General features: G+C 59.4%; 20 protein-coding genes. 12 read left to right on the top strand and 8 right to left on the bottom strand.

Translation table 11 applies throughout. The features are described 5' to 3' along the window. Window positions 1-170 precede the first annotated feature (170 nt). The gene (locus BUS06_RS26280; protein ID WP_074267320.1) at window positions 171-3,047 is read left to right on the top strand and encodes a sensor domain-containing phosphodiesterase; all 2,877 of its coding nucleotides are present in this window, start codon (window positions 171-173) and stop codon (window positions 3,045-3,047) included. Between the two features lie 92 nt (window positions 3,048-3,139). Here the strand turns inward: BUS06_RS26280 and BUS06_RS26275 are convergent, their stop codons facing one another. The 3 genes from BUS06_RS26275 to BUS06_RS26265 are packed head-to-tail and all read right to left on the bottom strand — an operon-like array spanning window position 3,140 to window position 5,584. Next, window positions 3,140-3,559 (bottom strand): c-type cytochrome, encoded by a 420-nt coding sequence (locus BUS06_RS26275; protein ID WP_074267319.1) that lies wholly within the window; start codon window positions 3,557-3,559, stop codon window positions 3,140-3,142. Beyond that, window positions 3,552-5,144, bottom strand: coding sequence for an NAD(P)/FAD-dependent oxidoreductase (locus BUS06_RS26270; RefSeq protein WP_074267318.1), 1,593 nt, complete (start codon window positions 5,142-5,144; stop codon window positions 3,552-3,554). Before BUS06_RS26270 ends, BUS06_RS26275 begins: the two co-directional genes overlap by 8 nt. A 20-nt stretch (window positions 5,145-5,164) precedes the next feature. Then, on the bottom strand, window positions 5,165-5,584 hold the full coding sequence (locus BUS06_RS26265; RefSeq protein WP_074267317.1) for a winged helix-turn-helix transcriptional regulator: 420 nt from the start codon (window positions 5,582-5,584) through the stop codon (window positions 5,165-5,167). Window positions 5,585-5,689: 105 nt separating this feature from the next. Between BUS06_RS26265 and BUS06_RS26260 the strand changes: the two genes are divergently transcribed. Further along, a complete protein-coding gene (locus BUS06_RS26260; RefSeq protein WP_074267316.1) occupies window positions 5,690-6,574 on the top strand; it encodes an SDR family oxidoreductase in 885 nt (294 codons plus the stop codon). Between the two features lie 255 nt (window positions 6,575-6,829). Here BUS06_RS26260 and BUS06_RS37540 read toward each other — a convergent pair whose 3' ends face one another. Continuing rightward, on the bottom strand, window positions 6,830-7,318 hold the full coding sequence (locus BUS06_RS37540; RefSeq protein WP_074267315.1) for a hypothetical protein: 489 nt from the start codon (window positions 7,316-7,318) through the stop codon (window positions 6,830-6,832). A gap of 437 nt (window positions 7,319-7,755) precedes the next feature. Further along, on the bottom strand, window positions 7,756-9,315 hold the full coding sequence (locus tag BUS06_RS26250; protein WP_074267314.1) for an FAD-dependent monooxygenase: 1,560 nt from the start codon (window positions 9,313-9,315) through the stop codon (window positions 7,756-7,758). Between the two features lie 510 nt (window positions 9,316-9,825). Between BUS06_RS26250 and BUS06_RS26245 the strand changes: the two genes are divergently transcribed. The 10 genes from BUS06_RS26245 (at window position 9,826) to BUS06_RS26200 (ending at window position 19,757) form a co-directional block, all read left to right on the top strand. Continuing rightward, window positions 9,826-11,061 carry an urea ABC transporter substrate-binding protein gene (locus tag BUS06_RS26245; protein ID WP_074267313.1) on the top strand — a complete coding sequence of 412 codons (1,236 nt, stop codon included), beginning with the start codon at window positions 9,826-9,828 and terminating at the stop codon, window positions 11,059-11,061. Window positions 11,062-11,126: 65 nt separating this feature from the next. Continuing rightward, a complete protein-coding gene (locus BUS06_RS26240) occupies window positions 11,127-11,996 on the top strand; it encodes an ABC transporter permease subunit (protein WP_074267312.1) in 870 nt (289 codons plus the stop codon). 9 nt (window positions 11,997-12,005) lie between these two features. Continuing rightward, window positions 12,006-13,076, top strand: coding sequence for an ABC transporter permease subunit (locus BUS06_RS26235; protein WP_074267311.1), 1,071 nt, complete (start codon window positions 12,006-12,008; stop codon window positions 13,074-13,076). Next, window positions 13,073-13,783 carry an ABC transporter ATP-binding protein gene (locus BUS06_RS26230; RefSeq protein ID WP_074267310.1) on the top strand — a complete coding sequence of 237 codons (711 nt, stop codon included), beginning with the start codon at window positions 13,073-13,075 and terminating at the stop codon, window positions 13,781-13,783. Before BUS06_RS26235 ends, BUS06_RS26230 begins: the two co-directional genes overlap by 4 nt. Then, window positions 13,780-14,487, top strand: a complete 708-nt coding sequence (locus tag BUS06_RS26225) for an ABC transporter ATP-binding protein (RefSeq protein ID WP_074267309.1) — start codon at window positions 13,780-13,782, stop codon at window positions 14,485-14,487. Before BUS06_RS26230 ends, BUS06_RS26225 begins: the two co-directional genes overlap by 4 nt. A 13-nt stretch (window positions 14,488-14,500) precedes the next feature. Continuing rightward, a complete protein-coding gene (locus BUS06_RS26220) occupies window positions 14,501-15,487 on the top strand; it encodes an acetamidase/formamidase family protein (RefSeq protein WP_074267308.1) in 987 nt (328 codons plus the stop codon). Window positions 15,488-15,564: 77 nt separating this feature from the next. After that, window positions 15,565-16,719: a transporter substrate-binding domain-containing protein gene (locus BUS06_RS26215; RefSeq protein WP_074267307.1), complete on the top strand. Its 1,155-nt coding sequence runs from the start codon at window positions 15,565-15,567 to the stop codon at window positions 16,717-16,719. 1 nt (window position 16,720) lies between these two features. Then, the gene (locus tag BUS06_RS26210) at window positions 16,721-17,371 is read left to right on the top strand and encodes an ANTAR domain-containing response regulator (protein ID WP_074267306.1); all 651 of its coding nucleotides are present in this window, start codon (window positions 16,721-16,723) and stop codon (window positions 17,369-17,371) included. 47 nt (window positions 17,372-17,418) lie between these two features. After that, entirely contained in the window at window positions 17,419-18,183 is a 765-nt protein-coding gene (locus tag BUS06_RS26205) for an SDR family NAD(P)-dependent oxidoreductase (protein WP_074267305.1), read from the top strand. A gap of 29 nt (window positions 18,184-18,212) precedes the next feature. Further along, window positions 18,213-19,757, top strand: coding sequence for an amidase (locus tag BUS06_RS26200; protein WP_074267304.1), 1,545 nt, complete (start codon window positions 18,213-18,215; stop codon window positions 19,755-19,757). Window positions 19,758-19,765: 8 nt separating this feature from the next. Here BUS06_RS26200 and BUS06_RS26195 read toward each other — a convergent pair whose 3' ends face one another. The 3 genes from BUS06_RS26195 to BUS06_RS26185 all read right to left on the bottom strand — a co-directional run bounded on the left by BUS06_RS26195 (window position 19,766) and on the right by BUS06_RS26185 (window position 24,567). Next, entirely contained in the window at window positions 19,766-22,348 is a 2,583-nt protein-coding gene (locus BUS06_RS26195) for an ATP-binding response regulator (protein ID WP_074267303.1), read from the bottom strand. Window positions 22,349-22,377: 29 nt separating this feature from the next. Next, window positions 22,378-23,415, bottom strand: a complete 1,038-nt coding sequence (locus tag BUS06_RS26190; protein ID WP_074267302.1) for a 3-oxoacyl-ACP synthase III family protein — start codon at window positions 23,413-23,415, stop codon at window positions 22,378-22,380. Window positions 23,416-23,628: 213 nt separating this feature from the next. Further along, window positions 23,629-24,567 carry an alpha/beta fold hydrolase gene (locus BUS06_RS26185; RefSeq protein WP_167379436.1) on the bottom strand — a complete coding sequence of 313 codons (939 nt, stop codon included), beginning with the start codon at window positions 24,565-24,567 and terminating at the stop codon, window positions 23,629-23,631. Window positions 24,568-24,691 lie beyond the last annotated feature (124 nt).

Below are 24,691 nucleotides of genomic sequence, written 5' to 3'. Positions count from 1 at the left end.
GGCTCGACGCATTCGGCTATCAAAAACCCTTCAAGCCTCAGCTTCCCGTGCCGTTAGCACAAGGAGCGTATCCAAAAAAAACGGCTGCGCGCCCTCGCGGAATACACACCACCGACAAACATTTGAGTGAGGTTGAGGTTTGGCGTTGCACGACGAACGAGCGTCTTCCGATGGCTGACGCATCCGCACGCGAAAATCCGGCGGAGAGCACCGCGCTGGCTGCGCCGGCAATCGATGCCCAATTGCGGGCGGTGAGGAACGGCAGCCAGCCATGGGCCGAAACGTGGGCCTGGTATCGCGCGGGCGAGCAGTTGCACCTTGCCGGCCACGGCGATGCATCGCTCGACTGGCCGCAAACCATCGCCGAACAGGGTCTCGTAAAACTCTGCGCTGGCCGGGGGTGGCTACGCTTTGCCACGGGCCGCGGCGAACGGGTGCTCGGCTGGCTCATTGCGCCAGCCACATTTGCTGACGACGAATCCCTGCAGGAATTCGCCCGGAGTCTGGGCGAACGCGCTCAGACCGACGCCCTCGCGCGTGCCCAGAACACGCAGCGCGTGCTGTATGAAATCGCCTATCTCGCGAGTTCAGTGCCTGATCGCGCGGAGTTCCTGAGGCGCGTGCACGAGCGCCTCGGTACGCTGATCGACGCCGAGAATTTCTACCTGGCGCTGTACGACCGCAAAAGCGGCAAGATCACTTACCCGTACTATGTTGACGTGATCGACGCCGATGTCATCGAAGCGGAAAACTTCGACATTCTCGATCCTGCGCGTCCGTCGATGACTGCCCAGGTGCTGACGACCGGTCAGCCGCTCTTCGTCGATGCTGCGACGATCCGCGCCGGAAAGGACGCCGGTATTTTCTACCCGATCGGCGACTGCCCCGAGTTCTGGATGGGCGCGCCGCTGAAGAATGCTTCGGATGAAGTCTTCGGCATGCTTGCGATGCAGGTGTACGACGTCTCGCGGATCTACAGCGCCGAGGACCGCGAGCTCTTCCTGGTGGTAGCGCGGCACGTAGCCATGGCATTAGACCGGATCCTGCACCGCGCCGATCTGGAGGAACAGGTCGCGCGTCGCACCTCTGAACTCTCGCAGGTCAATGCAGCGCTGCGCGAAGGCATCGCCCAGCGCGAACGTGCTGAACACCTGCAGGCAACGCTCTTTCAGATCGCAGAGCTTTCGAGCCGCCCCGGAGACATGGTGGGATTCTTTGGCAGCCTGCACCAGATCGTCGGCGAGCTGCTCTACGCGCACAATTTCTACATCGCACTCTTTGATGCGGAAACCCAGACCGTTTCCTTTCCGTACTACGTCGACGAACATATCCACGAGCCACCACCACCGCGCTTTGGGCGACGCGGCCTTACCGAATACGTGATCCGCGAGCGTCGCCCTTGCCTTCTTGACGAGGACGGCGCATTACGCCTGATATCCGAAGGCGAGATCGAAACGAACACTTCAGAAGTGCGGCTTCGCTCGTGGCTTGGGGTACCGCTGTTCGATGGAGATGACGTACGCGGAGTGCTCGCCGTACAAAGCTACGCGCCACTCGTTCGTTACTCGCAGCGCGATCAGGAACTGCTGACGTTCGTGTCGCACCATATCGACACCGCGCTGTCCCGCCGACGAGCCGCCGATGCCCTGCATGCGGCGAACGCAGAACTCGAATCCCGCGTTCAGATTCGCACGCGGGAGCTCGACAACGCCAACGCACGCCTCGTGCATGAAAATTTGCACGACTCGCTAACCGGGCTGCCGAACCGGAGCCACCTGCTCCAAAGGCTGCAGACCGCATGGAGTGCCTATTGCGAAACGGGCAGCCAACTGACGGTAATGTTCCTTGATCTTGATCGCTTCAAGATCGTGAACGACAGCCTCGGCCACCACTGCGGAGACATGTTGCTCGTTCAGGCGGCGGATCGCTTGCGCGGCTGCCTGCGTTCGACCGATCTGCTGGCGCGTCTCGGCGGCGACGAATTTGCAATTCTCTCGCCAGATGCTCCGTTGAGCGATGCCGTTTTCATTGCGGAGCGCATACTCGCCGCATTCGATCTGCCGTTCGATATTGACGAGCACGCGGTTTTCTCTTCGTGCAGCATCGGCATTGTGAACGCCGACTGCCAGTACCACAACAAGCCAGCCGACCTCCTGCGTGACGCGGATATCGCGATGTATCGCGTGAAAAGCGCAGGCCGCGACAGCTATGTCGTGTTCAATCACGAGCTGCGAAGGGAGGTGCTGGATCAGGTGGAGCGCGAAGGTGCGCTGCGTAATGCGCTTAAACGCGACGATGAACTGCTGCCGTATTTCCAGCCCATCGTCGACGTCGCGACGGGCGACGTTGTCGCGCTTGAAGCGCTGATTCGCTGGCGGCAGCCGGATGGACGGATTGTCAGTCCCGGCGAGTTCTTGCCGCGGTTCGAAGGCTTGCGGCTAATCGGGCGACTCGACCTTTACATGCTTACCCGCGTCGCCATCATTTTGTCGGCGCCGGAGCGCGCGAACTGGCCGCCCGTCCACGTAAACTGCTCGAGCTTTAGTATCACGCGGCCTGAGTTTGCGGACGACGTGCTCGCGCTGTTGCACCGGCACGGTGTCTCGCCCTCGCGCGTGTGCCTTGAATTGACGGAAGGCGCGCTCGTTGCCGAACCCGATCTTGCGCGCAGTACGATGCAGCGTCTCGCAGATAACGGCATGTCTGTTGTACTTGATGACTTCGGCGCCGGATTCTCGTCGTTGAGTTATGTTCACCAGTATCGCTTCAGCGGTCTGAAGATCGACAAGTCGTTTATCCTCGAACTCACCGCGAGCGCCCGCAGCCGGGCGATCGTCACAGCGATCGTGCGAATGGCGGAATCGCTCGGTCTGCCGGTCGTCGCAGAGGGCGTCGAGGATGCGGGGACACTCGCGATACTGCGGGAAATGGGCGCTGCCCAGGCGCAGGGGTATTTCTTCGATAAACCGATGCCGCTTGATGCTCTTCCGGGTTTGTCGAACCGTGAGCGCGGCGCGGGCACGGTTGCGAAAGCGTCGGCTTGCTAGCGCTCTGGGCTTTGTCGGCCCCCGGCTGATCACGTGGACGCGGCGGATGTAGCGGAATTGTGCGAGCTCATCGACGGCCATGCCACGCGACATCAACGCAGACTTCTAACCTGCCCTGCCGTGACATCCCCGTCAAACCGGTTGCCGAAATGGGTTCTCGTGTAGTTGACGACAGCAGCAACCTGATCGTCACTCATCGAGTCGCCAAAAGATGGCATCCCCTTTCGGCCGTGCAGTATGTTGACGATGACGTAGGGTGCCGCTTCGACTGCCGGGTTGTCAGCGAGCGCCGGGTAGTGACCCGCGCCCTGTGCGCCTTTTCCATCCGGCATATGGCATCCCGCGCAGGTAGCGTTGTAAAGCGCTTCGCCGCTCGTTTCGGTGAAGCGGTAGCCAGGCGAAAGCGTGAAGGTGCGTGGTGCGTCCTGCACCACCGCCTGAGCCGATACCTTCGCGGCTACCATCAGCAAGGCCATCAACATTACGCCGGAGATCGACCACGGCCTATCCATTGACGATTCTCCGATGCAACCGGGTGATCGCATCCAGCGACGACAACACCGCGCCTTCCTGCCATGCCGGGATATGGGAAGCGTGCTCTCCGGCAAGGACGATCCGTCCGTCGATCTGACAGAGATTCTCGTAGTGCGCCTTTCTCAACGCATCTGTCCAGGCGGCGAAGCAGCCATTCGTGAACGGCGATCGGCTCCAGCTCATTGCGAAGCCGTTCTGGTACTCGCTCGCATATTGCGGATGAATCTGGCTACCCTGGCTCAATGCCATGGCGATCCGTTCCGCCGGGGGCAGTGCACCCATCTCATAGCTGGCGGGTCCCCACATGTAGGCGCCAAGCAGTACCGCAGGACCTGTCGATCCGTAACCTGTTGCCGGATAGCCGATCGTCGAGATCGGCAGGTCGGTGTAGGTGATGCCGCCGTAGATCTGCTCGTCTTCTTCCCAGAATCGCCGGCCAAATTGCAGCCCGATTTTCACGGATGTCTCGTAGGGCACCGCATCGATCGCGGCGCGCATGCTCGGGCCGACCGCCATGTCGATCTGACTCAGAATCGAGAGCGGGATGGTGCACACCAGCCAATCCGCGTGCGCGTTCCGTTCGGCTCGAGTGACCGTGTCCGTGTAGCGCACGCTGACGCCCTGCTCGTCCTGCGAGATGGCCGTGACTCTGGCGTTGAGCACAACGGCACTCGCAACCTGCGAATAAAGCGCATGGGCAATCCTGTCCATGCCGCCGACGGGCTGGAAAATGGTGCTCTGAAAGTCCTGCTCGTTCCCAGACGAGAGCCATTGCCACAGACGGGATGCAAGCAAGGGATCGCGCGGGAGCAGATTCGACGGCACGGCCTTGGGCATCAACCCACCGCCATGCGCGGTCGCGAATCCGCGGCGTTCACTGCTTCGCTGGTTCGGTTGATAGACACCATGCCGATCGAGCGCACCCCATTGGCGCAAGGATTCGAGTAGCAGATGCGCATCGTCGGCTGACAACGCATCATCGAGTGCTTCCTTGTGGATTGCTTTGGAAAGCAACTCGGCGATATAGCCTTGATAGTCGGTCTGCACCTCCCGGAATCGTTGCGGTTTGCCGCCGAAAGCCTCCGTCGAATGCAGGTATGCGTTGTAATTCACCTGGATGAATGGCTCGAGCGGCACCTTCAGGCGTTTGGCATAGTCGAGTACGCCCTGGTGGTGATACGGAATGCGCCAAGGCCCTGGGTTCAGGTAAAGCCCGTCTGCGAAATCGCAGTACTGGGTGGCACCGCCGAGTTCTGTATAACGATCCCCACCCCTAACGGTCCAGGCCCGACCACCCGCACGGTTGTTGTACTCAAGCACCTGCACCTGGTAACCCGCGTTCCTCAACTCAAACGCTGCGACGAGGCCAGCCATGCCCGCGCCGAGCACGAGAATTCGTGTTCCTTTCGGCGCGCCATCGAGTCTGATCGGTCCGGCGTAGGTCGAGGTGGCGGCGAACCCCAACGAGCTCATGCCCTGCATCATGGCGGCCGCGCCGAGGTTCTTGCCGATCAGCGTTAGCAGTTGCCGGCGGCTTATCGCATTGGTGGTTGTTCTCGACATAAGGGCGGGCGCAATGCGACTTACGCAGATTCCCTCTGGCTATCAAATTGCCGGCGAGCCGCTGTGACTGCAGCGTGATTCTCGTCGGCCCATTGAATCAAAACGTTCAACGCCTCGAACATCGAATGACCGAGTTCAGTCAGGCTGTATTCGACGCCCGGTGGCTTCGTGGGAAAGACCTCGCGATTCACGTAGCCGTCGCGTTGTAGCTCATGAAGCGTCTGTGTGAGCATTCGCTGCGAGATGTCCGGCACCAACCGGCGAAGTTCACCGAATCGATGTGGGTGCTCGGCCAGCGCCAACATCAGCAGCGAACTCCAGCGCCCGCTGATGATATCGATGACGTCGCGCACCGGGCAATTCGCCAAAGGACCGAATTGGGTCCGGGCCTCGTCCAGCCTTGTCTTGAGATCGCCAATCGACGGCTTGGTGGTTCCCATTTGGTAACTATCTCCTGAAAAACTGCCTTCTTTACGGAAGAGCGCAGACGCCTGATTATCGAGGCGCTCTCAAAACGAGAGTAACACTCAGAATGAGGCTAGTCCATGAGCGACACCATTTTCGTCACCGGTGCATCCGGTCAACTCGGCCAGCTTGTTATCAAGCATCTGCTAGCGCGCGGCGTAACGCACGACCGCATCGTCGCCGGTACCCGCAGCCCGGAAAAGCTTGCCAGCCTCGCGGCAGCGGGCATTGAGGTTCGCAAGGCAGACTTCGAAGACCCGCAAGGCCTGACCGCAGCGTTCAAAGGCGTCGGCACCGTCCTGATCATTTCCACAGATGCGCTGGATGGGGTAGGCACACGATTGAAGCAGCATCGCAATGCGGTCTCGTCAGCCGTCGAGGCGGGAGTCAAGCGTCTCGCCTATACGTCGATGCCCAATCCAGGGAGTTCTTTGCTGACCTTTGCACCGGACCATCTGGAAACCGAGCGGACCATCAAGGCCACCGGTACGCCGTACGTGATTTTTAGAAACAGCTGGTATCACGAGAATCTGCTCAGGTCGCTCCCCAACGCGCTGAAAAGCGGGCAATGGCATACAGCGGCCAAAGGTGGGAGAACGTCGTACGTCGGAAGGGAGGACATCGCTGAAGCGATCGCCGCAGCGCTGGTCACGACAACCTCAGATAGCCGGACCTACACACTGACAGGGTCTGAAGCGCTGTCTACCGAACAAATCGCCGACCTCGCTCGCCCGGCTACAGGCAAGCCGCTTGCCGTCGTCCATGTGTCGGACGAGCAACTCGTCACGGAACTGAACGCGGCTGATGTTCCGGGCGTGTTTATTTCTGTATTGGTGTCAATCGAGGCAGAGGTTCGGGCTGGCAATCTTTCTATCGTCACGGACCATCTCGAATCGCTCATCGGCCGCTCTCCGAAGCGGCTTGCCGACTACCTGGAAGAGGCCAAGGCCACCTATGCAGTTTGAGCGTCTTCCTGCGCTGTAGCCGGACGTCAAGGGTTCGCTTTGGGAAATGCGTAGCTTGACTGAACGCTCCGAAACGATCACGTCGCCCAGCCAGCCGGCTTCGTTCGACAAGTCGGGCTACCTGTGCACGAGTCCGGGTGGGCAGGCGGGGTTGCGCTGCCGAGGCTAGCGATGCATGTCAGCACGCCCAGCAACGTGCGTGATTTCTCTGGAATTACACGAACTGGGCGTCTTTCGGAAAACTAATCGCAACGATCAATTGTTGTCATGCGCATAGCCATCCGATGTCGTATCGACACTCACGCGGATAAGTACCCCGCTGCTCCCAGTCACACCACCGCCCTGGAAAGTAAGGGAGCCCTCTTTCTTGTAAAAGGTTTCAAAACGATAGGCATCCTTTCCAAAATAGAACGGGATAAATGCCTTGCCTGTAGTGTAAGTGTGAGAATCATTAGGCATGCCGATCAAGTCCTGGACTTCCTTCTGCCCCATACCAATCCGAAGTTTCGCAAACTTGCTGTTCTTCGAAGGCGTACCGATAATTTCGCCATTGATTTGGCCGACACGGACCTTCTGGATGGGGCGGCCATCGGCAGTTGAAGATAACTGCTGGTTGTTTGCTGCTGTAGACGCTGAAGCTTGCGGTTGTGATGAAGACTGCGGTTGTGACGAAGACTGTTGCAACGCCGAGCAGCCACACAGTGCCGTTGCAAGACCGATAGCGACGATAATTTTCGTATTCATGAAATTCCCAGTTTTTATTATTACAGTGTTTGAAAATCTATTTTCTTGGCCCGTTCCGCGAGGTGCTGGTCGAGCGAACGTCCGGATCGTGTTCGACCGTAGTCCGCCGGTGACTGATGCATTACCAGCCCAGAAATAATATCGGATTAAAAAAAGAAAACTTTAGACCTGCGCCCGGCTTTCTTTCATCCGGGTCGAGGCTTCAAAGACGGGGCACTCGCCGAACACCCCTCCTATTGCACGGCGTGACAGACGCGGCGTTGATCCTCGACCGCGCGAGGTATTCTAAAATTTATTCGGTTTGAGTTAATTGCGTATCCATTGCGCATAATTGGGTTGCCCAATTGAGGCTGCCAAAAGATTTGCCGTTTGTGTTTTTGCTTCAACGCTTTCGTTTTCGCAGTCGCGGCATTGGCCTCCGTCTGATATAACTGGCCCTAGGCGGGGCCAGGCACACCTTCAGGTTTGCTGAACCATCGCGCCAAAGCTTCGGCAGGTTCCTCATCGCGAACCGCGGCCTCACTTGCCCACGCAACAAACCCGTCAGGGCGCAGCAATACCGCGCGCAATCCCAGCCGTTCCTTGACGTCGCTCGCGACGTAGGTGACCCGCTCTCGCCAACGGCTCGCGAGCGCCTGAAGCGATGCGCCTGGGTCGAACTCCAGGAACAACCCTCTTCCTTCGCGCAGAAGACTACCGACCTTAGTCCCGTCGACGAGCTCGAAATCAGGAGCACTGCGGCCTACCAGCGGATGACCGTCGCCAAGATCGTAGCGAAGCGAAACGCCCCACACGCGCTCAGCAAAGTATGTCGCGCCATCGCGGGTCTCGATGAGGTCACGGATGACGGCTGAAAGCGCACGCGTGCTTTGGGTGGGGCGCATAAGCGCAACCTGCGCGCGCGACCAGTCAAGAACGTCCGCTCCCACGGGATGCCGTTCCCGCTGATAGCTGTCGAGTAGATCGGCCGGCGCGTCGCCATTGATCGTGGCTGCCAGCTTCCAGCCCAGGTTCATCGCGTCTCCCAGACCGAGATTGAGCCCTTGACCGCCCAAGGGGGAGTGGATGTGTGCGGCATCACCCGCAAGCAGTACGCGTCCTTTGCGATACGTTGTCGCCTGGAAAGCGCGATCCGTCCAGGTGGTAGCGATCTGAAGCTTCGTCAGGGTGATATCCGTGCCGGACACGCGGCGCAACACCTCCTGTATATGCTCCAGCGTGATCGGTTGGATCCGGTGAAAAGCGCCGCCGTCGAATTCCACCATCGCGATCGTGCCAGGTCGTGCATAGGTGTACATACCATTCGACGTATAGTGCCGACCAGGGCGGAGCGCTTGCGCGTCGACCATCTCGACTTCAACGGAATAGCCAGTGAACTCGGGATCGGTGCCAACGAACTCAAAGGCGCCTGCCTTGCGCATCGCACTGCGACCGCCATCGCAACCGACAAGCCAGCGTCCAGCGAAAGTTTCGCCGCCCGCGTGAACACTTACCTCGTCATCAGACGCCGTTATCGCGTCGGCGCTAAAGCCACGCCGGATCTCAGCCCCCATCGCACTAGCTCGGCGGGCCAGGACAGTTTCGAGCGTCTCCAGTTCGACCGCCATACTGGCGCCGGCCGGGCTTGGCAGGCGATATGGCCACTTCGATGTGTCGATGTCGTCGTGATAGAACTGGATGCCCGCGAAGTGGCCGGCTGGCCGACGCGGCTGTCCCATCCAGTGTGCAGCCTTTGCACTCTTGCCTGCGGCCTCACTCTCACGCTGCGCCGCGACTACCTCGTCCAGCAACCCACGACGATACAGCGCTTCAAGCGTAGGCGCCGAAAGGCCGCGCATTCCGAATGGAAGCTGCTTCAATGGGGAGTGTGGGTCCTCGGCTTGCTCCAGCACCAGGACCGAGAGGTCAAACAGGCGCAACTCGCAAGCGAGAAACAGGCCGACGGGGCCAGCGCCGGCAATTACAACGTCATAGATATCTGAGTGATGTCTGCGCATGAACTACTCCTGTGTCGATGTCCGACCGGAGCGTTCCTCGATTGAGACCCACACGGACGAACGTTTGGACGCCTGTGCAGCGTCGAATGTTCGTCGTGGGGATCTCTTGCGCGAGGCCAAAGACCAGAGCTTTCGTTACCGAAAGGACTTGGGCTTACCAAACCAAGTCTGCCTTTTCCGACATCGCTTTATAACATTGTGGCGATGGCGTGGCAACAACCGGCGGCCGAGGCGGGCCGATCGCAGTTGACCTCGTTGGACCGGCGTCGGCCAGGAGGGGATGCTCGTCGCTCCATGGAACCATAATTCACCGAATAGCGTCCGCATCGATTTTTGGCCATGTTGACAACTGAAAATACGGCGCTTTAGACTTTCCTCTCACCCCGTGGCCTGACAATGACGTCCGCCCGGGGACCCGGCACAGAAGCCCTCTGACGAACATCCGTTCGTCAGAGGGCTTTTTTTTGTCCGCATTTTTCCCTGTCTAGCGTTCACCTCTGGAGAATCCGCATGTTGCTGAAGCCGTCGGGCTGGATGCGTCTCGCCCTTATCGCAGGACTTGCACTGACTTCGCTCGCATCGAGCGCCGCCGATCCGGTGAAAATCGGTTTGCTGGAAGACGCCTCGGGTAATTTCGCACTGGCGACCATTCCGAAGATCCACGCGACGCAACTTGCGGTCGAAGAGATCAATGCCAAGGGCGGCATTCTCGGCCGCCCCGTGCAACTGATCGCCTACGACACCCAGTCGGACAACACCAAGTTTCAGGAACTTGCGCGACGTCTCGTCCAGACCGACAAGCCGGACGTCATCTTCGGCGCATTTTCCAGCGCCTCGCGCGAAGCGATCCGCCCGATCATGGACCGCGCGCATCAGCTTTACTGGTACGACAACCAGTACGAGGGCGGCGTGTGCGACACCAACACCTTTGTGACCGGTGCGGTGCCCGAACAGCAATTCTCGACGCTCATTCCCTGGATGATGCAGAAGTACGGCAAGAAGGTGTACACCATCGCCGCCGACTACAACTTCGGGCAGATCTCAGCCGAGTGGGTGCGCAACATCGTCAAGGAAAACGGCGGAACGATGGTCGGCGAGGAATTCATTCCGTTGTCGGTATCGCAGTTCGGCCAGACGATCCAGAACATCCAGAAGGCGAAGCCCGATTTCGTGGTCACGCTGCTGGTTGGCGCGAACCAGTCGTCCTATTACGAGCAGCAGGCTTCGGCGCATCTGAATCTGCCAATGGCGAGTTCGGTGAACGTCGGTCAGGCGTATGAGCACAAGCGCTTCAAACCGCCTGCACTCAAGGACATGTACGTGACGGCGAACTACGTCGAGGAAGTCGATACGCCCGCGAGCAACGACTTCAAGAAGCGCTTCCATGCGAAGTTCCCGAATGAGCCGTACATCAATCAGGAAGCAGCGAACGCCTACGATGCCATCTATCTGTACAAGGCCGCTGTCGAGAAAGCCGGTTCGACAAACCAGGACGCCGTGCGCAAGGCGCTCGAAAGCGGAACCATCTGCACTGACGGTGAGCAAGGCAAGGTCTGCATCGACCCGAAGAGCCATCACGCGAGTCACACCATCTTTCTGGTCCACGTGAAGGAGGATCACTCCGTCGAGATTCCAAAGGTGTGGCCCGACGTGCAGCCGTACTGGCTCGGCAAGGTCGGCTGCGATCTGCCGAACAAACCGGATCATCGTCAGTACACGCCGTCGGATCTCCCCAAGAAGTCCTGATTTAAGCTGGCACGCCGCGGCAGACGCATTGCCGCCGCGCGCCCGCTCCTGAACGTGGAGCATGCATGGCCACCTTATCGGTTCTCTATTCGCTCATCTATCAGTTCGGCGACAGCTTTGCCTATCTGGTGCTCGCGGCGCTCGGCCTCGCGGTGATCTTCGGCATGATGGGCGTCATCAATCTCGCGCATGGCGAGTTCATCATGTGCGGCGCGTACGTCACGATCATTGCGGCCAAGCGCGGCGTGCCCCTGCCTCTCGCGATGCTGCTTGGCGCGATCGCGGCGGCGCTGGCTGGCGTCGTGATCGAGCGGCTCGTCATCCGTCATCTGTATGACCGTCTGTTCGATTCCGTCGTCGCGACGTGGGCCATCAGCCTCATCGTTCAGCAGACCATGCTACTGGTCGCCGGTCCTTCGCTCGAAGGCATCAGCACGCCGTTCGGATCATTCTCACTTGGCGAGTACTCCTTTTCGACGTATCGCGCCGTGCTGCCCGGCATCGCGCTGGCGATACTGTTCGGCCTCTATCTGCTGTTCTTCAAGACCAATTACGGTGTTTGTGCACGCGCGACGATCCTGAACGCCAAGATGGCGCAATGTCTTGGCTTGCGCACCGACCGGCTTTATACATTGACCTTCGCGCTCGGCGCGGGCCTCGCGGGGCTCACCGGCGCGCTCTATGCCCCGACCATGACAGCGGTACCGACGATGGGCAGCAACTTCATCGTGCAGGCCTTCGTATCGGTGGTCGTCGGGGGCGCCAACGTGATCGCAGGAACGACGCCGGCCGCCGCTGTGCTCGCCGTCATCCAGACTGCGCTCACCGCGTCCTACGGTCAGCTGTTCGGACAGATCGGGCTGCTGGTTACGGTCATCGTCGTGATCCGGCTGATGCCGCAAGGTCTCGGCAATCTCTTCACCCGCTTGCGCTAGGAGGCAGAAGTGAAGCAAACGAAGCTGCCTTCGACGAGCGTCACGACGCGCGCGCTGCCTTACGTGCCGTGGCTCGTGGCGCTCTGCCTGCCGCTCGTGGTCGATGCGAACACAAGCGGCAATCTCGCCTACTGCCTGCTTTGGGCATTCAGCGCGGTCGGGCTCGCCGCGATGTGGGGCTACGGGGGCATCCTGTCATTCGGGCAAACCGCCTTCTTCGGACTATCGGGCTATAGCTACGGCATCTTCACATTGAACTACGGCGATACGTGGCTCGAATCATGGCTGGGTCTGGGCGCAGGGCTGGTGGTGAGCGTCGTCGTCGCCGCGCTGATCGGCTACATGATTTTCTACGGCCGCATCAAGGGTGTTTTCATCGGCATCGTCACGCTGTCGGTAACGCTCGTGCTCGAAACCTTCATGTCGCAGACTGCAGGCCCGCAATGGGCAATCGGCGAAGCGCGGCTGAACGGCTACAACGGCATGGGCGGCATGCCGCAACTGACGATTCCATGGCCGGGCGGCCCGCTCACGCTGGAAAACGCGAGCTTCTATTACCTCGTGGTGATCCTGCTGATCGTGGTTTATGCCGCGATGCGCAAGCTGCTCAACGGCACGTTCGGCCTCACGCTCATCGCCATTCGCGAGAATCCGCAGCGTGCGGAGATGCTGGGCGTCGACATCCGCCGTCATCAATGGCTCGTGTTCGTGCTCGGCTGCACGCTGGGCGGATTGTCGGGCGCGCTCTACACGATCTGGGGCTCCTACATCACACCGTCGACGATGGGCCTGACTGCCGCCGCGATGCCCGTCATCTGGGTTGCAACGTCGGGCAGAAAGAGCATAGGCGCAGCCATTCTCGGCACGGCGCTGCTCGTCTGGCTTTCGCAAAACCTCGCTGTATACGGCAGCCAGTACGCGTTGATTCTGCTCGGCGCGATTCTGCTGATCGTCGTGCTGGGCGCACCCGAAGGACTGCTGCCGTTCGTCACGCGTCATCTGCGGCGTATCTCCGGCCGCGCGCATGACGGTGCGCGCCATCGGAGCGCACGCCTCAAGCAGGAGGAAGGCAAGTCATGACCACGCTACTGGAAACGCGCGGACTCAGAAAGCATTTCGGCGGCGCACATGTCATCAACGGAATCGACTTCAGGATCGATGCGGGCGAGATTCGCTGTGTGATCGGGCCGAACGGCGCGGGCAAGAGTACCTTCTTCAAGCTGATCACCGGGGAGCATCGGCCGTCGGAGGGCAGCGTGATGTTTCTCGGCGAGGACATGAGTCATGTGCTGCCGCACGAGCGCATCCGCATGGGCATGAGCATCAAGTTCCAGATTCAGGGCGTGTTCCCGGACCTGAGCGTGCGCCAGCATCTGCAATTGTCGCTGCATCGCGCGAAGGACGACCGGCCCGAGAGCCTCGACGAGCTCTTGCACCGCTTCATGCTGGAGAACGAGGAACATGTCCTCGCGCGCAATCTGTCGCATGGCAAGAAGCAGTGGCTCGAAATTGCCATGGCCGTGTCGCTGCGCCCGAAGTTGCTGTTTCTCGATGAACCGGTAGCAGGCATGTCGGTCGAGGAGACGCACGCGACCGGTGAACTCATCAAGCGTCTGTCGGCAGCCGGTCTCACGATGATGGTCGTCGAACACGACATGACCTTCGTCAAGCAGATCGCTTCACGCGTCACGGTGCTGCACGGCGGCCGTGTGCTCGCGGACGGCCCGCTCGACGAAATCCTCGCGCGCGACGATGTCGCCGAAGTCTATCTGGGGAAGAGGAAATGAGCGCGTTGCTCGAGGTATCAGGCGTAGAGGCGGGTTACGGCGGCGGACGCGTGCTCAACAGTGTGTCGTTCAGCGTCGGCAGAGGCGAGGTGCTCGCCTTGATCGGGCGCAACGGCGTTGGCAAGACCACGTTGATGCGCGCGTTGATTGGCCTCATCACGCTCGATGCGGGTGAAATCACGCTTGACGGCGATGCGATCGGCCACCGGAAACCCTACGTCCGCGCCCAGCAAGGCATGGGCTACGTGCCGCAAGGACGCGAGATTTTCGGCGCGTTGACCGTCGCCGAAAACCTTCAGGTCGGCGCGCAGGCGAATCGCGCACAGGCGGCGCGAATGAGAGAGAAAGTCGTCGGCTACTTTCCGGTTCTGAAGCAGCGCTACGAGCAGAAAGCGGGAACCATGAGCGGCGGCGAACAGCAGCAACTGGCAATCGCGCGCGCGCTCATCGGCTCGCCGAAGGTGCTGCTGCTCGACGAGCCATCGGAAGGCATTCAGCCTTCCATCGTTAATCTGATCGGCGAGACGCTACAGCAGATCGCGCGCGAAACGGGCATCGGTGTTGTGCTGGTCGAGCAGGACATGGGCATGGTCGAACGCATCGCGACGCGCTGCTGCGTGATGGACAAGGGCCGTATCGTCGAGACATTAACCCCCGCGCAGCTTGGGGACGAACACCTGATTCGCCAGTATCTGGCACTGTAACGGAGAACAGCACATGAAATGGCTTGAAGAATCGATCATGATGAAGCGCGGAGTGGGCGCTGATCGTGAACCGGTGGAGCATCATCTTACTGAGGAGCTGCAGAAGACGTATCACTACACCATCGGGCCGTATTCGCAGCCGGTGCTGCACGTCAAGCCGGGCGACCGCATCGTGGTCGAAACCCGCGACGCATTCGAAGGCAAGATCAAGGAGGAAACCGACAAGCCATCGCAAGTTTTACAGGTGCCATTTCTTAATCCGCAGAACGGCCCGATCATGATCGAGGGTGCGGAGAAAGGTGACGTAGTCGCTGTGTACATCGAAAAGATGGCGCCGCGCGGTGACGATCCGCACGGCTTCTGCTGCATGATCCCGAACTTCGGTGGCCTGACCGGCACCGACTACACTGCCCTGCTCAACGAGCCGTTGCCGGAAATCGTGCGCAAGATCAAGATCGACGAAGAGAATGTGTACTGGAGCAAACGCAACACGCTTCCGTACAAGCCGCATATCGGCACGTTGAGTCTTTCGCCCGAGATCGATTCCATCAATTCGCTCACGCCCGACAATCACGGCGGCAACATGGACGTGCCCGATATGGGGCCGGGCAGCATCACGTATCTGCCGGTGCGCTCGCCTGGCGGGCGGCTCTTCATCGGCGATGCGCACGCCTGCCAGGGTGACGGCGAAGTCTGCGGCACAGCCGTCGAGTATCAGAGCACGACGACGGTGCGCGTCGATCTCATCAAGAACTGGCAGATCGCCTGGCCACGCCTCGAGAACGAGGATGCGCTGATGAGCATTGGCAGCGCGCGGCCGCTGGAGGACGCGACGCGCATCGCCTATCGCGAGCTGGTGCTGTGGATGGCTGCGGAATATGGCTTCGACAAATGGGACGCGTACATGATGCTCAGTCAGGTCGGCAAGGTTCGTCTTGGTAATTTTGTCGATCCAAAATACACCGTTGGCGCGATGGTCGCGAAGCACTACCTGAAATAAAGCGTCAAGCAGCAAGAATCAAGGCAGATCAAAGCGCGGGGCACCCGCCCTGCGCGCTTTCGAGAGTGCATCACGAAATGGCTTTGTCCGATGTCATCCGAGTGGGCCTTCTTTGCTCTACGAGCGGCTCGACCGCGTTGCTTGAGCAGTCACAGTGGCGCGGTGCGTCCCTCGCCATCGAGGAGATCAACGCGAACGGCGGCGTCGGCGGCCGCGAACTCGTCGCCCTGCACTATGATCCCGCCTCTGACCCGACTGCATTTCGTGAACTTGCCGAGCGGCTGATCCTGCAGGACGGTGTCAACGTCATCTTTGGCGGATACACCTCGACGAGCCGCAAGGCCATGCTGCCCGTTGTGGAGAAACATAACCGGCTGCTGATCTATTCTCAGCAGTACGAAGGCTTCGAATACTCGGACAACATCATTTATAGCGGCGCTTCGCCGAATCAGAACGGCGTGCAGCTTGCCGATTTCATGACGGAAGCCTATGGCGCGCGCGTCTACTTCATCGGTTCGCGCTACGTCTATCCCTATGAATGCAATCGCACGATGCAGGAGCTCCTGCTTCAGCATCCTGAAGGTGCGATTCTCGGTGAGCGTTACCTTCCGCTCGACGCCACGCGCGATCAGTTCGCGCAGGTCGTCGCGGACATCAGGCGCAAGTCGCCAGACTGGATCTTCAGCACGGTCATCGGTGCGACCGTGCCCTATCTCTACGACGCTTACGCACACGCGGATCTCGATCCGTCACGTATGCCTATCGGCAGCCTCAATACCTCCGAGACCGAAATTCATGCGATGGAGCGCGGCATCGCGGCGGGGCATTACACGGCGGCGCCCTATTTCCAGAGCATCGACACAGCGGAGAATCATCGCGCGGTGCGGCGCCATCAGTCGCGCTTCGGCGCGGACACGCCCACCGACATGAACTGGGAGGCCGCGTACTATCAAATGCATATGTTTGCGGAGGCATGCGTGCGCGCAGGCTCCGACGAGATCGGCACCATCATGCCGCATCTGCTCGGCTCGGAATTTACTGCGCCGCAAGGCCGGGTACGCATCGATCCGGTCAATCATCACATGGCGCTTTATCCGCGCATTGGCCGCGCCAATGCGGACGGCCAGTTCACCATTCTGCGCGAATCGAAGTTCGCGGTCGGTCCCGATCCGTATATGACGCGTCAGACGCTCGGAGACTGGGTCACGAAGTTAAGCACGCGGGACTACTGACGTGAACACGCGAGCCGACAGAGGGCAGCGCAGCCTCACGAGTTCGATCCTCGAGCGCATTGCACGCGTGGTCGTTTTCCATCCGGATGACGGCGACGGCCAGACGCTCATGAACCATCTGCGACGCATGGGCTTTCAGGTGGAGCGATGCTGGCCGCCGACGGACACGCTACCCGAGCAGACCGACCTCGTGTTTCGCGCGTTGCTGCCGGAAGAGCGCGCGCCGAAGAACGAGTGGTCGGGGCCCGATGCACCGCCTGTCATCTGTGTGGTGAGCTATGAGAATCCGACCTTCATCGATCAGGCCATCAAGATGGGTTCGGACGGAATCGTGACGACGCCAATTCGCGCATCGGGGCTGCTCTCCACTGTGGTAATGGCGCTGTATCACGCGAAGCGCGTGCGTCAGCACGCCCAGCGCATCGCCCGGCTCGAACAGAAGCTGCTCGACAGCCGGCATCTGCAGGAAGCGAAAGAAATTCTGATGTCCATGCACCACGTGAGCGAACGCGAGGCGTACGACATGCTACGCGCGCAGGCGATGGAGAAGCGCGTGACCGTCGACGATATCTGTCACTCCGTCATTCAGGCGGGCGAGGTGCTGCAGATCGCTCGTGGCGTGGCATCGGAGCCAGGGCGCGAGAAGGATTGAATGCGCCGTCAAAACGTTATTCATCGATAGGCAAAGGAGCGACCAGCATGGACCTGCAACTGAAGGGCCTGAAGGCAATTGTGACCGGCGGCACCAAGGGCATTGGCCTCGCGATCGCGCGCACATTGGCCGCAGAAGGCGCGGAAGTCGCCATCTGTGCGCGCGACGAGGCCAGCGTCAAGTCGACCGCTAGCGCATTGCAGGAACTGAGCGGCGCACGCGCGTCGGGTACGGCTGTCGATGTATCGGATGGCGCGGCGCTGAAGGCGTGGGTCGGGCGCGTAGGTTCCGAGTGGGGCGGACTCGATATCGTCGTGGCCAATGTAAGCGCGCTCGCAATCGGTAACGACATCGAATCCTGGCGCAAGGAGTTCGAGACGGATCTGCTCGGCACCGTCAACCTCGTGGATGCCGCCATGCCGTTTCTTGAGGTGAGCAAGGCCGCGTCGATCGTCGCCATATCGAGCGTCTCCGGACGTGAGATCGATTTTGCCGCGGGGCCGTACGGCGTGTTCAAGGCTGCGCTTGTTCACTACATGCAGGGACTCGCGAATCAGCTGGCATCAAAGGGCATTCGCGCAAATACCGTATCGCCCGGCAATGTGTATTTCGAGGGCGGCGTGTGGGACTGGATCGAGCATAACAATCCAACGCTGTTCGAAACCGCTCTGGCATTGAATCCAACCGGACGCATGGGCAGGCCGCAGGAAATAGCCAATGCAGTGGCATTCATCGCGAGTCCGGCGGCGAGTTTCGTCAGCGGCTCGAACATCGTCGTCGATGGTGCGCTGACGCGTGGCGTACAGCTCTGAGGAACGCGTCGACTCAACAGGAGCATTGAATGGAACAAGGTAAAGCGATGAACATCGATCTGGAAAATCTGACGGTCGAAGCCGTGCAGGCTGCGTTTGCGGCCGGAAGTTTCAGCGCCGAGCAGCTGGCCCGGGCCTGCTTCGACAGGATCGAGCGATACAACGCGAAATACAACGCGCTGATCTTCCTGAATCCGGCCGCCATAGAAGATGCCCGAAGAATCGACGAGCGACGTGCCGCTGGCGAGCGGCTGGGTCCACTCGCCGGCGTGCCGGTCGTCATCAAGGACCCGATGGACATGGTCGGATTCCCGACCACGGCGGGATGGGCAAAGCTGTACAGCAAGAAAGGCGGTATCGATCTGTTGCCCGAGCGTGATTCGCCGGTTGTCGCACGCATGCGGAGCGCGGGGGCCGTTTTGCTCGGCAAGACGAACGTTCCCGTGTTGAGCCATACCGGCACGCATGCGAACGACAGTTGGGCGGGACCGACAATCAATGTGGTGATGCCCGAACGGGCACCTGGAGGCAGCAGTGCGGGAACGGCCTCGGCGGTGGCGTCCGCCATGGCGGTTCTGGGACTCGCCGAAGAAACCGGTGGGTCGATCCAGAACCCCGCATCGGCACAGGACCTCGTCGGCATCAAGCCGACCATCGGGCTGGTGCCGAACGCCGGTGTGGTGCCACTTTCGGCGAATCGGGATGTGGTGGGGCCTATCGCCCGAAACGTGAGAGATGCCGCGCTGTGCCTCGACATTCTCGCGGGATATTCGAGCGAAGACCCGAAGACGCTCACCAGCGTCGGACGGCAGCCCGAAGGCGGCTATGCCGCGGGACTGGACCGGAATGCGCTAGCGGGCAAGCGCATCGGTTTATACGGTCCGGGATGGCGCGCCCAACCGCTTTCCGATGAAGCCGCGGCGCTGTACGAGCGAGTCAAGGGCGAACTGGCCGCGCTCGGCGCGACCCTGATCGACGATCCGTTCGAAGGTTCGGGGTTCGCCGAATTGCGGCAGCCGACCCCGCCGCTTTCGAACTTCGACGCACGGGGTCTCGAGTCGATTCCTTACGATATCGAGAAATATCTGGAGCGGCTCGGCAAGCATGCACCGTTGAAGACCTTCGCGGCATTCGCCGAAGCAACCAAAGACGAAGACGCTTTTGGACCGGATGGCGTGCTGCACTATTTGCATAACCTCGCAGATTTCAAGGCGGCGCTGGCCGATCCCTCGTTGCCGCCCGAGATGCCTGAGTTCGTCGCGCTGAAGGCGCGCTATCTGCGCATCTTCGAAACGGTCATGGCGGAGCATCGTCTCGATGCACTGGTCTTTCCGCAAATGCGATGCGAGCTTCCTCCGCTTCACGGCAAGAGCACGATCCAGGAAACGACGGTGGGCGAGATCAATATCGCGGGGCTGCCCGGCATCGCAGTGCCGGCGGGCTATTACGAGTCGGGATCGCCATTTGGACTGATCTTCGTCGGCCGCCAGTGGGATGAGGCGGCGTTGCTTGGATATGCCTATGCGTATGAAAATGGCACAAACCACCGGAAGGTGCCGCACCTCGCGACCTGAGTGGCGAGCTACCTGCTACGCGGCAACCTCGGATAGCTCCGACGCGCTTTTACCGCGTCAAAATACGTCTCGAGCGCCTCGGCTGAGCGGTCACTCAACGAGCAGATTCGCGCAAGCCAATCGCCCTCGGCGAAAACCTCGGCGTCCAACAGTCGTTCATAGATCGGTCGCGTGAACTGATGCAACGCCGTTGCGCCGATGTTGCCACTAACACCGAGAAGCAGATGCAGGGCATCATGTGCGGACCCAACGTCGCCGTCAGCAACGCTGGCAGCAAGTCGCGTCACCGTCGAGCGCATCTGGTCAATGCCGCTGCGCAACGTCTTGTTCAGCAGATCGAGCGTCACCAGTTCTTCAAGATGTTTTTCGTCGAGCAGCGGGATTTCCTCGATCGGTGCAAAACTGTAGACCGGTGCTTTTGGCTCCGGGACCGCATCTGCCGCCAGTGATGCGCGCAGAGCACGTTGCCGGGCAAACTGCCGCGAGAGAGCAGCGTATAGCGCACCGACCTGGACGGGCTTGACCATGACCTCGTTCATGCCCGCAATCAGGCATGCCTGCGCGGCTTTGATGTCGGATTGGCTAGTCAATGCAATGATAGGAACGTTCGCGTACGAGTCGGTGCGAGAACGAATCGATTTCGTGGCCTCCAGGCCACCCATTCCCGGCATGTGCATGTCGATCACGATGGCATCAATGGCGTTATGCTCCTGCAACCGGGACAGCACCGCGTGTCCATGTTCGGCTTCGACGACATTGGCGCCGCAACGCTCCAGGTAGCCCTTGGCCACGAGCCTGCTATAGGTATCGTCGTCTGCCACCAGAATCGTTTTGCCGGAGAACTCGTCGAATGCGTGGGTCGGACGGTGCCGGTTACCGTTTTCCATGAGCGACTGGAGCGCACCGATCAGTTCCGTCATGCTGCTGGATTTGCTGATGATGTCGTCCATGCCGGCTCTGCGGGCGAGGACGCGAGCAACATTGCCAGGCTCCGCCGTATAGCCGACGATCAAAACACCGGCCCCATTCGGGTGTTCGCCGTCAGCGCGAATTTTCTCCGTGGTTGTGTAGCCATCCAGAACCGGCATATTGATATCCATCAATATGAGGTCAAAGGGCCACGCTCCCTCCCGAAAAATGGCTAGGGCCAGTTGCCCGTTTTCCGCTTCGGTCATCTGTGCACTGACTTTTGACAACGCGCGCCGGACCCTTGCCCGTTGAGTCGGGTCGTCGTCTACGACGAGGACACGCTTGCCTTCCAGAATGGGCTTGGCACGCTCAAAAATTCCGCGCTCGTGTTCGCTAACGTCACGGTCGGAAACCACAGGGAATTGCAGCGTGAATTCTGTAAAACTACCCACTTCCGAACGGCAGCTGATTGTGCCGCCGAATGCACGCATCGCCCGCTGGCAGTAGGCGAGCCCCAAGCCCGTGCCTGCGGAATTCCCGGCTGTCCGGAAGGGTTCAAAAAGATGCGGAAGGATGTCTCGCGAGATGCCGGAACCCGTGTCATGTACAACCACCGCATGCTTGTCTACCGTGACCGTGAGGGTCGCGGCTGGACGTGCGGCTATGTGGTGGAGGGCATTCTTGATCAGATTGAACAGCGTGAAGAGATAGACGGTTTCGTCGATCTTGAAGGTGAAATCCTCCGACACCACGAGTTTTACCTTGCTGCGCTCGGTGTCATCATCGAAGCCGTATTCGTCGAGCGCTTTTCGGGTGATGACTCCCGCGCGCAGATAGACAAGGCTGTCCGAGCTTATAGGCTTTGCACTGACTTCGTCCAATGTCATCGCGATGATGCGCATGCCACGTTCGATGGTTAGTTGACCGTGAGCGAGATGGCGATAAAGCGAGGCCACACTCTCAGGAGACAAGCCCGATGACGTTGTGGATTCGGCGGTGGCAGGCAGTGCGTCTTCAACACGATCCAGGACGTGCCTCAGTTGGCTGAGCGGATTGCGCATTTCGTGGGCAATCGTACCCGCAAGCGCCTGAAGTGCTCCGGCTTTCGCCTGCGCGGCGATCCCCTTCATGTTGCTGTAGCTGAACGTCAGGCCTGCACCAATGCCAAACGTAAAAATCGGGAAATACGTGTATATAAAAAGATGCGTGTCCAGATAAAGCGATTGCGGAATCAAAACCCGCGCGCATAGCACCGCCAGACCAATTCCCACAATAAGATTTAGTGACAACGCCGCGAATGAAGGAAACAGAACGATCAGGAAAAATATCATCCCCAGCTCGGCCATTGACCAAAGTGTCGAATAATGATTGGCGATCAGGTAATACGTGAAAAAAAACGGCAGCGTGTAAGCCACCGTTACGAAGTAGTACCATGACAGAAAGCGTGCCACTGAAACGGGCCAGAGGCGCCGTAAAAGCAATAAAGCACAGGCGACCATGCCGAAAATCCGCATCGGCAGACTTTCAAATGGTTGAGGATCGACGTAGGTCCACCATAGCCAATAGGCAGGATGCCCGATCGTGCCAATTACGCCAACCGCAAGGATATTGTAATCAGACACGCTCGCGGAGTCACAAATCCTCCGTTTGAGATAGCGAATGCTTCCTGAAATGGCTTTCATGTCGTTCTTTGTGTTTGACTGGCCCAGTCTCAGAATCTAAAGCTACTAGCGTTGAATGACATCCCTGCGCTGCCGACCCAGCATAACACCCGGTCGCCCCGCTTCAGTTGACCGCTCTCCTTGGCGAGAGAAATGGCTGCCGGGATCGAGGCCGACACGAGGTTCCCGGTATCGGGATAGATGTGGTACATCTTGTCGTCGATTCCGGCCTTTTCCCCGTAAGCATGCCACGCCGCCTTGGACGATGCGTGCGTGAACACGATGTCGATGTCTTTCTTCGGAGTGGGTAGTTTAGCCAAAACCGTCGTCAGTTCATCGGAGTTCTTGTGCAACTCGTGACCGAACGATGTAAAACGCATTTCGCCATTTTTGCCGATGCGTTCTGTCGGATGACAAAACTCTTCGTAGCCCGGGATTGGGATCGTGCAAAGGTCCGAAATTCCCGGTTTCGCGCGAAAGGAAAAGCTGAAATTATCCGGCTCCTTCGCGACGAGCAATGTGGCAGTCGCAGCCTCACCGATCGTGAACGACGGCAACGTATATTCGATCTGGTCCTTATTTTTCAACGCAAAATTCCCCGGATAGAGTGGACCACCCGCCAGCATGTTGAACTCGGCATTCACAATCATGGCGTTTCTGTACTGACCGGACTTGAAGAGGCTGTCGATAATTGCCATTGCTCTTGTCCAGCTCATACATGCGTCAACCACATCGAAACATTCGGCATTTACGAACCCGAGCGTACTGGCCATCATGTGACTGTTGCCAGGTTCCAGAAATCCTCGCCCGATGCCGACAAAAATAAACAGCTCGATATGCTCCGGATTCAAATACGTTTCCGATAGTACCTTGCGCGTGGCCATTGCAACATGATCGATCGGGCTTTCGTGGCTTGCGCACCAGCGCCGATGGACCAGTCCACTTCTATCGAGCAAAGTCTTGATGGTACGTGTAGCCCTATCGATATCGCCTTCGTATTCCGTTGAATGGAAACGAATCATATCGACAACTTCATCATTCGTCACGACTCTGGATGGCAGGCTGACAGCTACATTTTTGATAAGCATAAAAAGTCCATGAAAAGTGTATTTCGGTGAGTGAAAGTACGTTCAGCGCCAATAGCGCGCGGGCACCGAACTTCCGGTGCCCGGCCTTTGCGGCGCTGGTACCTTACCGCGCCCACCGTGTGTTACAAATATCTCGGGCTTTCGATGCTGTTTTTAGAAACCGCTTGAGGCTTGTGCTGCGATGCTATGGGAGGCGTGACGTGCCTGATCTGGCTAGAGCACTCGACCGAGGAAGTCGTGCATCCGCCTGGCGATCTCCTCACTCTTGTCGGCCAGCGCGCAATGACCGCTGTCTGTCAAATGGATCTCGGCGGCGGGCACGACTTCGCGATACCGCAACTGACTCTCGGCCGGAAACAGGATGTCGTTTTTCCCGCTAACGACCAGCGTCGGCGGCTTTTGCGCGCGCAGGTAGTCCTGGGCACTCTTGAGTGCGGGACCATTGGTGCGGATGTCGTAGAGCAGATCGAGCGAAATATCCGCAGCGCCGGGGCGCTGCAACGAGGAATAGTCGATTTGCCACTGCTCCGGATCGACCAGGGACGTATCCTGAACACCCGTAAGATACAGATCGCGGATCACGTCGAGGGTTAGATAGTATTGCCTGACCTTCTCGCGGCTCTCGTCCGTACCGTCCTTCCAATACGGCACAAGCGGCCCGAACCATGGGCTCGCTCCCAGGAACAGCGGATTGTTTTGCGCGACCAGCGCTCTCATCCGGTGAGGCGTTTTCAACATCACGCGATATCCGACGAGGCCCCCGAAATCCGTCGCGTACAAAACGTATTGATCGATGCCAACCTTGTCGACGAACTTGCCGATCGCCTCGCCGAGCGCGTCGAAGGTATAGGGCGCGTGCGAGCGATCGGGAATATCGCTGTTGCCGAAGCCGGGATAGTCCGGAGCAAAAACATGGAAGTTCGCCGACAACTCACGGATGAGATCGCGAAACATCGCGGATGACGACGGCCAGCCCGGTAGCAGTAGCACGACCGGTGCACCGGGCGCACCTGCTTCACGGTAAAAGATCGAAACTCCGTCGATATCCACCGTGCGGTAGTGGGTCGCAAAATCCGGCTTGCCAGCAAGCGACGATTTTCCATCCGGGTTGGCGGGCTGGGCTTTGGCCGACGTAGCGGTGGTTACGACCATGGCTGCAGCACCAGCGAGAAGACTTGTTGCAAAGGAACGGCGCGTAATCATAAAGGGCTTGTCCTGCGAGGGTTAAAACAGAACCATCCGTTGTCGCGGCAAAAAATCCCCGTGACCACGTCTG

Source organism: Paraburkholderia phenazinium (assembly GCF_900141745.1).
GTDB lineage: Bacteria > Pseudomonadota > Gammaproteobacteria > Burkholderiales > Burkholderiaceae > Paraburkholderia > Paraburkholderia phenazinium_B.
Note: the sequence above shows the minus strand (reverse complement) of the source record. Positions and strands in the feature narration are given on the sequence as shown.